The 13,813-nt window shown below is 64.7% G+C and carries 13 protein-coding genes; all 13 read left to right on the forward strand.

All coding sequences use genetic code 11. The annotated features are described in order from the left end of the window. Positions 1-47 precede the first annotated feature (47 nt). The 13 genes from QM712_RS02260 (at position 48) to QM712_RS02320 (ending at position 13,725) form a co-directional block, all read left to right on the forward strand. Positions 48-935 (forward strand): carbohydrate ABC transporter permease, encoded by an 888-nt coding sequence (locus QM712_RS02260; protein WP_415021404.1) that lies wholly within the window; start codon positions 48-50, stop codon positions 933-935. A 4-nt stretch (positions 936-939) separates the two neighbouring features. Continuing rightward, complete coding sequence (locus QM712_RS02265) at positions 940-1,767, forward strand: carbohydrate ABC transporter permease (protein WP_415021405.1); 828 nt, start codon at positions 940-942, stop codon at positions 1,765-1,767. 7 nt (positions 1,768-1,774) lie between these two features. Further along, a complete protein-coding gene (locus tag QM712_RS02270) occupies positions 1,775-2,779 on the forward strand; it encodes a zinc-dependent alcohol dehydrogenase family protein (protein ID WP_415021406.1) in 1,005 nt (334 codons plus the stop codon). Positions 2,780-2,785: 6 nt separating this feature from the next. Continuing rightward, positions 2,786-3,859: an ABC transporter ATP-binding protein gene (locus QM712_RS02275; RefSeq protein ID WP_415021407.1), complete on the forward strand. Its 1,074-nt coding sequence runs from the start codon at positions 2,786-2,788 to the stop codon at positions 3,857-3,859. Continuing rightward, positions 3,856-4,815, forward strand: coding sequence for a sugar kinase (locus tag QM712_RS02280; RefSeq protein WP_415021408.1), 960 nt, complete (start codon positions 3,856-3,858; stop codon positions 4,813-4,815). Before QM712_RS02275 ends, QM712_RS02280 begins: the two co-directional genes overlap by 4 nt. Next, on the forward strand, positions 4,812-5,849 hold the full coding sequence (locus QM712_RS02285; RefSeq protein ID WP_415021409.1) for a tagatose 1,6-diphosphate aldolase: 1,038 nt from the start codon (positions 4,812-4,814) through the stop codon (positions 5,847-5,849). The genes QM712_RS02280 and QM712_RS02285 overlap by 4 nt, the downstream gene beginning before the upstream one ends. Before the next feature lie 48 nt (positions 5,850-5,897). Further along, positions 5,898-7,025, forward strand: a complete 1,128-nt coding sequence (locus QM712_RS02290) for a mandelate racemase/muconate lactonizing enzyme family protein (protein WP_415021410.1) — start codon at positions 5,898-5,900, stop codon at positions 7,023-7,025. 235 nt (positions 7,026-7,260) lie between these two features. Next, positions 7,261-8,493, forward strand: a complete 1,233-nt coding sequence (locus tag QM712_RS02295) for a branched-chain amino acid ABC transporter substrate-binding protein (protein ID WP_415021411.1) — start codon at positions 7,261-7,263, stop codon at positions 8,491-8,493. Between the two features lie 123 nt (positions 8,494-8,616). Further along, positions 8,617-9,564 (forward strand): branched-chain amino acid ABC transporter permease, encoded by a 948-nt coding sequence (locus QM712_RS02300; RefSeq protein ID WP_415021412.1) that lies wholly within the window; start codon positions 8,617-8,619, stop codon positions 9,562-9,564. Continuing rightward, positions 9,561-10,850: a branched-chain amino acid ABC transporter permease gene (locus QM712_RS02305; protein WP_415021413.1), complete on the forward strand. Its 1,290-nt coding sequence runs from the start codon at positions 9,561-9,563 to the stop codon at positions 10,848-10,850. The genes QM712_RS02300 and QM712_RS02305 overlap by 4 nt, the downstream gene beginning before the upstream one ends. Further along, the gene (locus QM712_RS02310; protein ID WP_415021414.1) at positions 10,847-11,596 is read left to right on the forward strand and encodes an ABC transporter ATP-binding protein; all 750 of its coding nucleotides are present in this window, start codon (positions 10,847-10,849) and stop codon (positions 11,594-11,596) included. The genes QM712_RS02305 and QM712_RS02310 overlap by 4 nt, the downstream gene beginning before the upstream one ends. Further along, positions 11,596-12,291, forward strand: coding sequence for an ABC transporter ATP-binding protein (locus QM712_RS02315; RefSeq protein WP_415021415.1), 696 nt, complete (start codon positions 11,596-11,598; stop codon positions 12,289-12,291). Before QM712_RS02310 ends, QM712_RS02315 begins: the two co-directional genes overlap by 1 nt. 222 nt (positions 12,292-12,513) lie before the next feature. Continuing rightward, a complete protein-coding gene (locus QM712_RS02320; RefSeq protein WP_415021416.1) occupies positions 12,514-13,725 on the forward strand; it encodes an ABC transporter substrate-binding protein in 1,212 nt (403 codons plus the stop codon). Positions 13,726-13,813 lie beyond the last annotated feature (88 nt).

A 13,813-nucleotide genomic window follows, 5' to 3' on the forward strand; every position in this document is an offset into this window, starting at 1 on the left:
CCGGCTCCACGCCGGCCGGCGTCTCACCCGATCAAGGAAACGGACGCATGTCGGACACGGCTGCGACATTGACGCAGGACCGGCAGAAGCTGGAAATGTCGGCGCTCTCAGCGCCGGCCGTGATCTTCACGGTCGCGATGATCGCGTTTCCGGTGGTCTACACGATCTGGCTCGGCTTCCAGAATTTTTCCTCGACCGGCAAGCAGTCGTTCGCCGGTCTGGCGAACTATTCCAAGCTGGTGTCCGACTATGAGTTCTGGCACGGGCTGTGGGTCACCATCGCACTCTATGTGCTCTCGCTGGTGCTGCAGCTCGTCTTCGGCGTCTGGCTTGCCCTCGTGCTGTTCCACGCCAAGCGTCTGCCGGGCATCGTGCGCTCGCTGTTCATATCGCCCTTCATGATGCCGCCCGTGGTGGCCGGCATGATGTGGCTCGTGATCCTCGATCCGTCGCTGGGCGCGGCCAACTACATCCTGCAGTCGTTCGGCCTGCCGCCGTCGGACTGGCTGGCCTCGCCGACATGGGTGATTCCGACGGTGGCACTGATCGACAGCTGGCAATGGACGCCTTACGTCGCCCTGATCGTGCTGGGCGGCCTGCAATCCCTGCCGCCGAGCGTCTACGAAGCCGCGCAGATCGACGGGGCGTCCCCGTTCAAGACCTTCCAGCGCATCACGCTGCCGCTGCTGTTGCCGACCATCGTCACCGCGGCCATCCTGCGCAGCGTCGACCTGCTGCGGTTCTTCGATATCATCTACATCACGACCCAGGGCGGCCCCGGCAACGCATCGAACACGCTCAACATCTACGGCTTCCGGGTCGGCTTCGAATTCTTCAACATCGGCTATGCCAGCGCTCTGATGCTGACGCTCACGGCGATCGTGTTCGGCGCCGTGCTTGCCTTCAACCGCCTCCGTGGCGCGGTGGCGTGGTGACGCGATGACGGACGCAGCCACCACCGACCGCTGGATACGCTGGCTCAACACGGTGCAACTCGTGCTGGCCGGCGTCATGATCATGGCGCCGACAGTCTGGATGGTGCTGTCCTCGTTCAAGCCGTCCTTCGAGGTGACGGCCTATCCGCCGACGCTGATCTTCACCCCGACGCTCGACAATTATGTCGAGCTGACGAGGACGACGCCGTTCCTGAGCTATGCGCTCAACAGCCTCATCGTCACCGTCGGCTCGACCGCGCTCGGATTGCTGTTCGGGATTCCCGCCGCCTTCGCCGTCTCCTGGACGCGCATTTCCTGGCCGGCGATCCTGACGCTCGCGGCGCGTATGGCACCCGGCACGCTGTTCCTGTTGCCCTGGTACGTCATGTTTCGGCAGGTCGGCATGATCGGCTCCTACACCGCGCTGATCCTCAGCCACGCCGTGATCACGCTGCCGATCGTGATCTGGGTCCTGCTGCCCTCGTTCGACGGCATCCCGCGCAGCGTGTTCGAGGCGGCGCAGGTCGACGGCTGCAGCGTCACGCGCATCCTCTGGCGCATCGCCTTGCCGCTGGTCGCCTCCGGCGTCGCCGTCTCGGCGATCCTCGCCTTCGTCTTCTCGTGGAACTACTTCCTGTTTGCGCTGGTGCTCTCCAATGGCGACACCAAGACGCTGATCGCGGCGGCCTTCAACTTCATCGGCGAAGGCTCGACGCAGTGGGGTGCCCTCATGGCCGCGGCGACGCTGATCGCGTTGCCGCCGCTGGTGCTGGCCGCTCTCGTTCAGCGCTGGCTGGTGTCCGGACTGACGCTCGGCGCGGTGAAAGGCTAGGCATCCGATGAATTCATCACCTCGTCCGAACGCGATCATGCAGGCCGCGGTTTTCCATGGGAATGACCGCATCACCATCGAGCGCGTCGCCATGCCGGATGTCGGGGCTGGCGAGGTTCTGGTGCGCGTCTCGCGCACCGCGCTGTGCGGTTCGGACTTCAAGCTGTGGCACAAGGGCGCCGAGTTCACCGCCGGTCACGAGATCTTCGGCGTCGTCGAGCAGCCCGGCCATCGTCTGCATGGCCGCCGCTGCGCCGTCTACATTCCCCTGCACTGCGGCCACTGCGCCGCCTGCAAGCGCGGTGATACCCAGATGTGCCTGGAAGTGTCGAGCCTGATCGGGTGGAACAGGCCCGGCGGTTACGCTGAATATGTGCCGGTGCCGGAAAACTGTCTGCTGCCGGTCCCTGACGACATCGAGGACAGCCTCGCGCCGCTGCTGCTCGATACTATCGGCACTTCCGGCCATGCAGTGCGCTTCGTCAGCCGTGTAGTGCCGGCGGGTGAGGCCGGTCCGGTGCTCGTGATGGGTGCGGGGCCCGTCGGTCTCGGCGTCGTGCTGGCGCTCCGCGCGCTCGGCTACGACGACATCCATGTCGCCGATCCCAACACGGCGCGCCTCAAGATCGCACAGTCGTTCGGCGCGAAGGCACATCCGGTCGGCGACACATCGAAGCGCTTCGCCCTCATCATGGAATGCTCCGGCGCCCATGCGGCGCGCAACCTCGGGATCGAACTGGTCCTGCCGCGCGGTGCACTGGTGCTGGTCGGCGAGAACGCCGCGCCCTGGACCATCGAGGAAGGCAAGGTGTTCCGCCGCAAGGACTTCTACATGATTCGGACCTTCTATTTCCCGGTCTCGGATTTCGAGCCGAACGTCGAGTTGCTGCGCAAGTACAAGGACGAATATCGCGTCCTGGTCGACGGCGAGTTCGGCCTGTCGGCTCTCCCAGAGAATTTCGCTCGCTTCGCCAAGGGCGAACTGATCAAGCCGGTACTGGCGCTGGATTAAGCGATCATGGCCTCGATCTCGATCCGCAATCTCGTCAAGCGTTACGGCAATCTGACCGTGATCCCCGATCTCAATCTGGAAATCGCCGATCACGAATTCGTCGTGTTCGTCGGCCCGTCCGGGTGCGGCAAGTCGACCCTGCTGAGGATCATCGCGGGGCTCGAGCCGATTACCTCCGGCGATATCTTCATCGGCGACAAGCGCGTCAACGGCGTGCAGGCCGCGCAGCGCGACATCGCGATGGTGTTTCAGGATTACGCGCTCTATCCGCACATGCGGGTCTACGACAACATGTCGTTTGCGCTGGAGTTGCGGGGAACGCCGAAGGCGGAGATCGACGCCCGCGTGAAGCGCGCGGCCGCGCTCCTGCACATCGAGCCCTATCTCGACCGCAAGCCGAAGGAGCTGTCCGGCGGGCAGCGTCAGCGCGTGGCGATGGGCCGTGCGATCGTGCGCAATCCCAAGGCATTCCTGTTCGACGAGCCGCTGTCCAATCTCGATGCGAAGCTGCGAGGGCAGGTGCGCGCCGAGATCAAGGCCCTGTCGCAGGAGCTGAAGACCACCATGGTCTTCGTGACCCACGACCAGATCGAGGCCATGACCATGGCCGACCGCATCGTGGTGCTCCAGAGCGGCACGATCCAGCAATACGACACGCCGGAAACGGTCTACGAGCGGCCGGCCAACCAGTTCGTGGCAGGCTTCATCGGCTCGCCCGCGATGAATTTCTTTCCGGTCGAATGGCGCGAGGAGCGTGCGGTGCTTTCGCAGGGTGGCGCGGCGGTGCCGCTGGATGGCGAGACGGCCGGCCGTCTGCGGAAGGCCGGCAGCGCCGTGCTCGGCATTCGTCCTGAGCATCTCGCCGTTGCCGGCGAGGCGGCCGAAGGCATCGCCGTTAGCGTCAAGCTGGTCGAACCGCTCGGCTCGGATACGCTGATCCACTTCGATCTTGCCGGTGTGTCCGCCATCGCGCGGATCGATCCGTCGCTGCGGCCGAAGGTCGGAGACCGCCTGGTGCTTCGTCCGCAACCGGGCAAGTCGCATCTGTTCGACGCGACCAACGGGCAGGTCCTGCGGTGAGTCGGGCGAGCGACATCAAGGATCTGTCGGCGCTGGCCGACGTGGCGACCGGGGCGAGGCCTGCCCATGTGATCTGCCTTGGACTATCCGCGCTCGACCAGGTCTGGCGCGTCGATCGTCTTTTCGCGGGCGGAAGCGAGAAGATCAGGGCTGCGGGCTACGGCACGCTCGGCGGTGGCATGGCGGCCAACGCCTCGGTCGCGGTGGCGCGGCTCGGTGCGTCGGTCGCGTTCTGGGGGCGGGCGGGGAATGATGCCGCCGGCCACGAGATGAAGTCGGCCTTCGTTGCCGAAGGCGTCGATGTCGAGAATTTCCGGCTGTTTGAGGAGGGCCGCTCATCGGTCTCCGGAATCATCGTCGACAGTTTAGGCGAACGTCAGATCGTCAATTTTCGAGGCGTTTATCCGGACGCTGCGGACTGGCTGCCGCTCGATGCGGTCGCCCGCGCGTCGTCCGTGCTCGCCGATCCGCGCTGGGTGGACGGCGCTGCGGCGCTGTTTCGGCAGGCTCGCGCGCACGGCGTTGCGACGGTGCTCGACGGCGACATGGCCGATGCCGAGGTGTTCGAGCGGCTGTTGCCGCTGACCGACCATGCCGTCTTCTCCGAACCCGCGCTCGCATCCTTTGCCGGCTCCGCCACGGGCGAATCTCTGGCCGCGCTTGCGCGCTTCGGCTGCCGCGTCATCGCCGTCACGCGCGGCGAGGCGGGCGTGAGCTGGTACGAGGACGGTCGGCTGCACCGGCAGGCCGCCTTCGCCGTCGATGTCGTCGATACCACTGGCGCGGGCGACGTCTTCCACGGCGCCTATGCGCTCGCGATCGGCGTCGGGCTCGATGTGCGCGACGCCATGGCGTTTTCGGCCGCGACGGCCGCGATGAAATGCGGCCACGCCGGTGGCCGCAACGGAATTCCCACCATCAACGAGTGTCTTGCATTCATGAGGACGAAGCCATGAGAACGATTGGAAAGAACCGCGGCCTGGCGCGCCTTGCTGACGCGGACGGCCACTTCCGCATGGTCGCGCTGGATCAGCGGCCGCCACTGTTCGACGCCATCGCGAAGGCAAAAGGCATCACGCGCGAGCAGGTCGAATATTCCGACGTCACGGCTGCGAAGCGCCTGCTCGTGGAGAACCTCGCGCCGCATTGCAGCTCGATGCTGTTCGATCCGAACTTCGCGGTCCCTGCGGCGATCGATCTGTTGCCGCCGCGCTGCGGCCTGATCATGACTCTCGAAGAGCATCGCGTCGAGGAAACCGCGGGCGGCCGTAAGTCGCGCGCGATCACCAATTGGAGCGTGGAGAAGATCCGCGCCATGGGCGGCGATGCCGTGAAGGTGCTGGCCTGGTACCGGCCGGACGCCGATGCCGGGGTGAACGAGCACCAGAAGCGCTTCGTGCGCGAGATCGGCGAAGACTGCGCGCGCCACGACATTCCCTACGTTCTCGAACTGCTGGTCTATCCGTTCCTCGGCAGCGCCAACCACACCGCCGACTATGTCGAGTCTCCGGGCAAGCTGCCGGGTCTCGTCATCGACAGCGTGCGCGAATTTGCCAAGCCCGAATACGGCGTCGATCTGCTCAAGCTGGAGAGCCCGCTCGCGGCCAGCGGCCTGCCGATGCGCGACGGCAGCGCCGAGGCGAAGACCGCCCAGAAGGAGTTCGACGCGATCGGCGACATCTGCCGCGAGCGGAGCATCCCTTGGGTGCTGCTGTCGGGCGGCGCCGCGCCGGAGAAGTTCGAGCGGGTGCTCGAATTCGCCTATGCGGCCGGTGCGGGCGGATTCCTCGCGGGCCGCACGATCTGGCTCGATGCCGTGCTGAAGAATTTCCCCGACCGCGCGGCGGTTGCCGAAAGCCTCCGCAAGGACGGTCTTGGCGTGCTGGAGCGGCTCAACGAACTGACCACGGCGAAGGGAACGCCGTGGAAGGCGCGCTTCCCCGTGTTTACTGATATCAGGCAGGAGGGAGACTTCGCGCGCGCCTATTGAGCCGGCGACACTTCCGCATGGCGCGATCCTGATCGCGGAGTCCGCAACATGACGCCTGACAGCTTCACCATCCGCTCGGTCGAAGCGTTCTGCTATCGCTATCCATTGGCGACGCCGGTGGTGACGTCGTTCGGCAGGATGCTCAACCGTCCGGCGGTTTTCATCCGTGCCGTCGACGAGGACGGTGTCGAGGGCTGGGGCGAGGTCTGGTCGAACTTTCCCGCGCCCGGCGCGGAGCATCGCGGCCGGCTCGTCAACGAGGTGCTCGCGCCCGGCCTCGTCGGGCGCAGGTTCGATGGCCCTGCCGCGGCGTTCGAAGCCCTGACGAAAGGCACCGAGGTCCTGGCGCTTCAATGCGGTGAGCCCGGTCCGTTCGCGCAGGCGATCGCCGGCATCGATCTCGCGCTATGGGATCTCGCCGCGCGACGTCGGCGTCTGCCGCTCTGGCGGTGTCTCGGCGGCAACTCCAGCACGATCAAGGTCTATGCCAGTGGCATCAATCCCGGTGGAGCCGCGCAGACGGCCGAGGCCGCACTCGGGCGAGGCTATCGCGCGCTGAAGCTGAAGGTCGGCTTCGACGCCGAAACCGATCTCGCCAATCTCGCCGCACTGCGCGCGATTGCCGGCAAGGACATGCTGGCGGCCGACGCCAATCAGGGCTGGTCCCTCGCGCAGGCGATCGAGATGCTGCCGCGGCTCGGTGAGTTCGGTCTGCGCTGGCTCGAGGAGCCCATCCGGGCCGATCTCCCGCGCGAGGCGTGGCGCCGGCTGCGTGCCGTCGCAGCGATGCCGATCGCAGCGGGTGAGAATATTTCCAGTGTCGAAGGATTCCAGCAGGTCCTGGCCGAGGACGTTCTGGACGTGGTCCAGCCGGACATCGCGAAATGGGGCGGGCTCACCGTCTGTGGCGGACTGGCCCGCGACATTCTGAATTCAGGCAAAACGTTTTGTCCGCATTATCTCGGAGGCGGCATCGGATTGCTTGCCTCTGCGCATCTGCTCGCCGGAGCCGGAGGAGACGGCTGGCTCGAAGTCGACGCCAACGACAATCCACTGCGCGATCTGTTTTGCGGCCCCGTCGCAAGCGTCACCGACGGGATGATCGTCCTGACCGAGGAGCCTGGTCTCGGGGTGACGCCGGATCTTTCCGTGATCGCAGGCTACCGTAGCCTGTAGCAGGTACGGCTGGATCGGCGGACGCCGAGTTCCAATTCACGTCCTATTTCTCATCGCGGAAATTTCTGCAGAAGAGTTAGGCATTCGCGCGGATTTTTTCCTGGCGATCGACGAAGTCATGCTCGCCGAAGGCTTGTCACAGGTGCATCGTTCGCGCAGTATGACCTTGAAATTGCGCTACAATACGCGCATGCATCCATCGACTAAAGTCGAAAGTCAGCGAGGAAACGTCATAATGCGTAAGTTAACTTTGGCCATTGCCGTGATCGCCCCCATGCTGGGTCATGCAGCCTCGGCCGAGGACACCCTGAAGATCGGCTACATCGATCCGCTTTCCGGCGGCGGCGCCAGCGTCGGCGAAGGCGGCCTGAAGACGTTCCAGTATCTGGCCGATGAGCTCAACGCCAAGGGCGGCATTCTCGGTCACAAGGTCGAGATCGTCCCGCTGGACAACAAGACCAATCCGCAAGAGAGCCTGGTGCAGGCCCAGAAGGCGATCGACGCCGGGGTGCACTACATCACGCAGGGCAACGGCTCGTCCGTCGGCGCGGCGCTCTCGGACTTCGTCACCAAGAACAACACGCGCAATCCCGGCAAGGAAGTCCTGTACTTCAACTATGCCGCCGTCGATCCGAGCATGACCAACGAGAAGTGCAGCTATTGGCATTTCCGCTGGGACGCGAGCTCCGACATCAAGATGGAAGCGCTCACGAACTACATGAAGGACACCCCGTCGATCAAAAAGGTGTACCTGATCAACCAGGACTATTCGTTCGGTCAATCGGTGCGCACCGATGCGCGCAAGATGCTGGGCGCGAAGCGGCCTGACATCCAGATCGTCGGCGACGAACTGCATCCGTTGCTGAAGGTCACCGACTTCTCGCCCTACATCGCCAAGATCAAGGCATCGGGCGCCGACAGCGTCGTCACCGGCAACTGGGGCCAGGACATCGCGCTGCTGCTCAAGGCCGCGGCGGACGCCGGCCTGAAGGTCAACTGGTACACCTATTATGCCGGCGGCGCCGGCGGCCCGACCGCGATCAAGCAGACCGGTCTCGACCATCAGGTCTTCCAGATCACCGAAGGCTTCGCGAACTCTGGCAACCAGGCCGCGATGGACTTCGAGAAGGCCTTCCGCGCCAAGGTCAACATGTCGTTGTGGTATCCGCGCGCGGTCAACGAGATGCGCATGTTCAAGGCTGCGGCCGAGAAGGCCAACTCGATCGATCCCGTGAAGGTCGCGGCGGCGCTCGAGGACCTCAAGTTCGAGGTGCTCGACGGCGGCCAGGGCTTCATGCGCAAGGACGACCACCAGTTCTTCCAGCCGATCTACATCTCCTCGTTCGGCAAGCTCGCCGCCAACGAGCCGTTCGACGAGGAGAGCACCGGTTGGGGCTGGCATCTGGTCTCCAAGGTCGACACGCCGCAGGCCATGGTCTCCACGACCTGCAAGATGGCGCGGCCGTAATCACGACGCGCGTCGGCTTCCCGCGAGCCGCCATGGCTTGCGGGAAGACGGCGTCTGGAATGCTCCGATCGGTTGGACGATGTTCACCAGGGCCGCGTGGCCCTGGCCATAGACGAGTGCGCTGTGCTTGAACTCATTGTCATTTCGACCTTGAACGGCGTGCTGTTCGGCATGCTGCTCTTCCTGCTGTCGAGCGGGCTCACCGTCATCTTCAGCATGATGGGCGTCCTCAACTTCGCCCATGCCAGCTTCTACATGCTCGGCGCCTTCTTCGGCTTCCAGCTCACGAAATGGATCGGCTTCTGGCCGGCGCTGGTCCTTGCGCCGCTGCTGGTGGGCTCGATCGGCATGGCGGTGGAACGCTACGGCCTGCGCAACACCCACAAGCACGGCCATGTCGCGGAACTGCTGCTGACGTTCGGCCTGGCGTTTGCGATCGAGGAGATCGTGTCGATGATCTGGGGCAAGAGCCCCGTCGATTATCGCGTGCCGACTCTGCTGGACTTTCCGGCCTTCACCGTGTTCTCGACCAACTATCCCGCCTACAAGATCTTCATGCTGGCCGTGTCGGTCGTGATCTTCGTCGCGCTGCTGGTCGTGCTCAAGCGCACCCGCGTCGGCCTCATCGTTCAGGCGGCGCTGACCCATCCCCACATGGTCGGACATCTCGGCCATAATGTCGGGCGCGTGTTCATGGTCGTGTTCGGTGTCGGCAGCGCGCTCGCAGGGCTTGCCGGGGTCATCGCCGGGCCCGCGCTCGTAACGCAATCGGACATGGCCGCCTCGCTCGGGCCCATCCTGTTCGTCGTCATCGTCTTCGGCGGCCTCGGCTCGCTGCCGGGTGCCTTCATCGCATCGCTGGTCATCGGGCTTGTCCAGACCTTCGCGGTGGCGCTGAACGGTTCGCTCTCCAGCGCTTTCGGCCCGCTCGATCCGTCGGCGGGACCCTCGGTCCTCACGGACATCTGGAACATCACGATCGCGCAGGTCGCGCCGATCGTTCCCTATCTTCTGCTGGTGGTCATTCTGATCGTACGCCCCATGGGCCTGATGGGGACGCGCGAATCATGACGACAGCGACTTCGACATCCAAGGTGGCGGCAAACCCTGCCGGCGGGGGCCTGCGCTTCTATGGCGTCTGGCTGGTCGGCATCATCCTGCTGGTCGTCCTGCCGCTGATCTTCTCGTCGGGCGGCTCGCTGACCTCGTTCAGCCTGATCGGCATCGCGATCGTGTTCGCGCTGTCCTACAACATCCTGCTCGGCCAGACCGGCCTGCTGTCGTTCGGGCATGCCGTCCACTACGGCCTCGGCGGCTTCGCGGCCTGCCACATGATGAATGCGGTGGTCTCGCATGGCTGGCCGATCCCGCTTCCGTTCATTCCGCTGTTCGGCGGGATCGGTGGTCTCCTCTTCGCGATGATCATCGGCTGGGTCATGACGAAGCGCGCCGGCACCGTGTTCGCGATGATCTCGCTCGGCATCGGCGAATTGGTGGCGTCCTCGTCGCTGATCCTGCGCTCGGTGTTCGGCGGCGAAGCCGGCATCACCACGGATCGCACGGCGCTGCCGAAGTTGTTCGGCTGGTCGTTCGGGCCGCAGCTCCAGGTCTATTATCTCATCGCGTTCTGGCTGGTGCTGTCGGCCATCGCGATGTACGCGCTGACGCGGACGCCGCTCGGGCGCATCAGCAACGCGGTTCGCGACAATCCCGAACGCGTGCAGTTCATCGGCTACGATCCCCACGTCGTTCGCTATCTCGCCTTCTGCTTCGCCGGGTTCTTCGCGGGCATCGCCGGAGGTCTCGCCGCGATCAACTTCGAGATCGCCAACTCCGCCTATCTCGGCGCGATCCAGTCCGGCCTCGTGCTGTTCTCCACCTTCATCGGCGGCACCGCCTATTTCTTCGGGCCGATGCTTGGCGCGATCCTGGTGACGTATCTCCAGCTCGGGCTGACCAACGTCACGAGCGTCTGGCAGCTCTATTTCGGCATCATCTTCATCGGCATCGTGATGTTCTCGCCCGGCGGTATCGCCGGCCTCCTGATGATGCACCGGCCGCTGGTCCGTGCCGGCACGCTGTGGACGGTGATCCCGTCCTATCTCGTCGCGATCGTGCCGACCGTGGCGCTGGCCTGCGGTGTGATCCTGACCATCGAGACGGTCGCGCGCTATTCCGGCGGAGACCCCATCAACCTGTTCGGCATTCCGTTCCAGGCGACGTCGCCGTCGACCTGGGTCGCGGCCGCGGTCCTCCTCGTCGGAGGATTCTTCGTCGCGCGACTGACCTGGCGTCGCATCGCGGACGCGTGGGACCGGGCGGCCACGGTCGCCCGTGACCGGGGGTATCTGGCATGAGCGCAGCCATCGAAGTCCGCGCCGTCGAAAAGCGCTTCGGCAATGTCGGCATCATCCGCGACCTCAATCTCAGCGTCGCGAAGGGTGAACGTCATGCCATCATCGGTCCGAACGGCGCCGGCAAGTCCACGACGTTCAACCTGATCAGCGGCCATATCAAGCCGACCTCGGGCGAGGTGAGGCTGAACGGTGATTTGATCTCCGGCCTGCGGCCGTTCGAGATCAACCGGCGCGGCCTGTCGCGTTCGTTCCAGGTGACCAACGTGTTCGCCCGCATGTCGGTCTGGGAGAATGTCCGCTGCGCCGTGCTGTGGGCCACGGGTCATCGCTACGCGTTCTGGAAGAACGTCGACAGCCTGCCCGAGGTGCGGGAGCGGACGGCCCAGATCCTCGACGACATCCATCTCACGCACCGGCGCGACGTTCCGGCGGGTCTGCTGACCTACGCCGAACAGCGCGAGCTCGAGATCGGCATCACAATCGCCAGCGGCGCCACGGTCGTCATGCTCGACGAGCCGACCGCCGGCATGAGCAACGCCGAGACCGAGCGCGCGGTGGCGTTGATCCGGCGTTTGACCGAGGGCAAGACCCTGGTGATCGTCGAGCACGATATGAGCGTGGTGTTCGGTCTCGCCGACCGCATTTCAGTGCTGGTCTACGGCCACATCATCGCCTCGGGCACGCCGGAAGAGATCCGGCGCGATCCGAAGGTCAAGGAAGCCTATCTCGGCGAGGAAGCGCACTGATGCTCGAGGTCAGGGATCTCCACGCCTATTACGGCAAGAGCCACATTCTGCAGGGCGTCGATCTCGATGTCGGCGCCGGCGAGGTCGTGAGCCTGCTCGGCCGCAACGGCGTCGGCCGCTCCACCACGGTCAAGGCGATCATGGGCGAGGTCGTCCCGCAAGGCACGATCCGCTTCAAGGGCAAGGACATCGCCGGCCTGCCGTCCTACAAGATCGCGCGCCTCGGCCTCGGCTATGTGCCCGAGCACCGCGACATCTTCCCGAGCCTGACGGTTCGGCAGAATCTCGTGCTCGGCATCAAGGACACGCGCCGCCCCGGCAAATGGCGGATGCAGGACATGCTCGACATGTTCCCCAACCTCGCCGCACGGGCCGACACGCCGGCGGGGGTCCTCTCCGGTGGCGAGAAGCAGATGCTGACCACCTGCCGCACGCTGATGGGCGATCCCGATCTCATCATGATCGACGAGCCCACCGAGGGCCTTGCCCCACTGATCGTGCAGCAGGTCGGCGATCTCATCGCCCGCATCGCGGAAGCCGGCGTCGCCATTCTCCTGGTCGAGCAGAAATTGTCGATCGCGATGCGCATCTCGAAGCGCGTCTACATCATGGGACACGGCCGCGTCGTGTTCGAGGGTACGCCGGACGAGCTCAAGGCGAATGCCGCCGTGCGGCAGGAATGGCTCGAAGTCTGACGCTTCACATTGTCGTGTGAAGGGCGCAGCCTCGGCCGAATGGCTGCGGAGCGCGCATACGCATCTGAATTCTCCGCTACATCTCTCGCTTCATAATCGCGGTATCGTCCGCTCGACTGCATCGTGGTCGATGCGGCTGACGATAACCAAGAAGAAAGTGGAGGACGCCGACGGTGGCCTGCGAGCCCGGGCGTCGCACCCTGCCTGAAGGAGATGCCGAGCATGCCGGGAAAACAATCGCGACTGGTTCGTGGAGCTGTCGCTCTGTTCGCAGTCCTTGGATCTGCTTCGGCTGCGCTGGCGGGAAACTACGATACGGGCGCAACTGATACGTCCATCAAGCTCGGGCAGACCATGCCGTACTCGGGGCCGGCTTCCGCCTATGCCGCGATCGGCCGTGCCGAGACCGCCTACTTCAAGATGCTCAACGACAAGGGTGGTATCAACGGCCGCAAGGTCGAACTCCTCAGCATGGACGACGCCTATTCGCCGGCGAAGACGGTGGAGCAGGTGCGGCGCCTCGTCGAGAGTGACGAAGTCTTCGCGATGTTCTCGATGCTCGGCACCGGCCCGAACATCGCCGCGCAGAAATATCTCAACGCCAAGAAGATCCCGCAGCTGTTTCCGTCGAGTGGTGCCAGCCGCTGGAACGATCCGCAGCATTTCCCCTGGACCACCGGCTCGCAGCCGACCTACAGGACCGAGGGGAAGATCTACGCCAAGTGGATTCTGGCGAACAAGCCGGACGCCAAGATCGCCGTCATCACGCCGAATGAAGATCCGGGGCGCGACTATCTCGCCGGCTTCAAGGAGGGACTCGGCGAGCACGTCAACCAGATCGTGTCGGAGGCGGTCTACGAGACGTCCGATCCGACCGTCGACTCACAGATCGTCAAGTTCAAGGCTGCCGGCGCAGACGTCGTTTTCAACGAGTGCACGCCGAAATTCGCGGCGCAGGCGATCAAGAAGATCGCCGAGCTCGGCTGGAAGCCGCAGATCATCCTGCCCGCCGTCTCCAATTCCGTCGGATCCGTGCTGGCTCCCGCCGGGCTCGACAATGCCGTCGGCATCGTCACCGGCGCGTTCCTGAAGGACCCCGGCGACCCGCGTTGGGAGAACGACGCCGGCGTCAAGGCCTGGCGCGAATGGATGAAGACCTACAATTCCGGCGCCGATCCCGCCGATATCTTCAACGTCACGGGCTACACCATGGCGCAGATGATGGAGATGGTATTGCAGCGCGCCGGCAACGACCTCACGCGGGCCAATCTGATGAAGCAGGCGCAGTCGTTCAAGGACGTGGAGCTGCCGATGCTGCTCCCTGGCATCAAGCTGAACACCTCGGCCGAGCAGGTCACGCCGATCCGGCAATTGCAGATGGCGCGCTTCAACGGAAAATCCTGGGAGCTGTTCGGCGACGTTCTCGGCGAATAGGATCCACCCATCGTGGCCGGCGGGGAGGGCGGCAGCCTTCTCCTCGTCCTCGCCCATCTCGATCAGCCCTCCAGCCCCGGTGAAGAGA

Origin of the sequence: Bradyrhizobium sp. (genome assembly GCF_047605465.1) — a bacterium.
Lineage (GTDB): Bacteria > Pseudomonadota > Alphaproteobacteria > Rhizobiales > Xanthobacteraceae > Bradyrhizobium.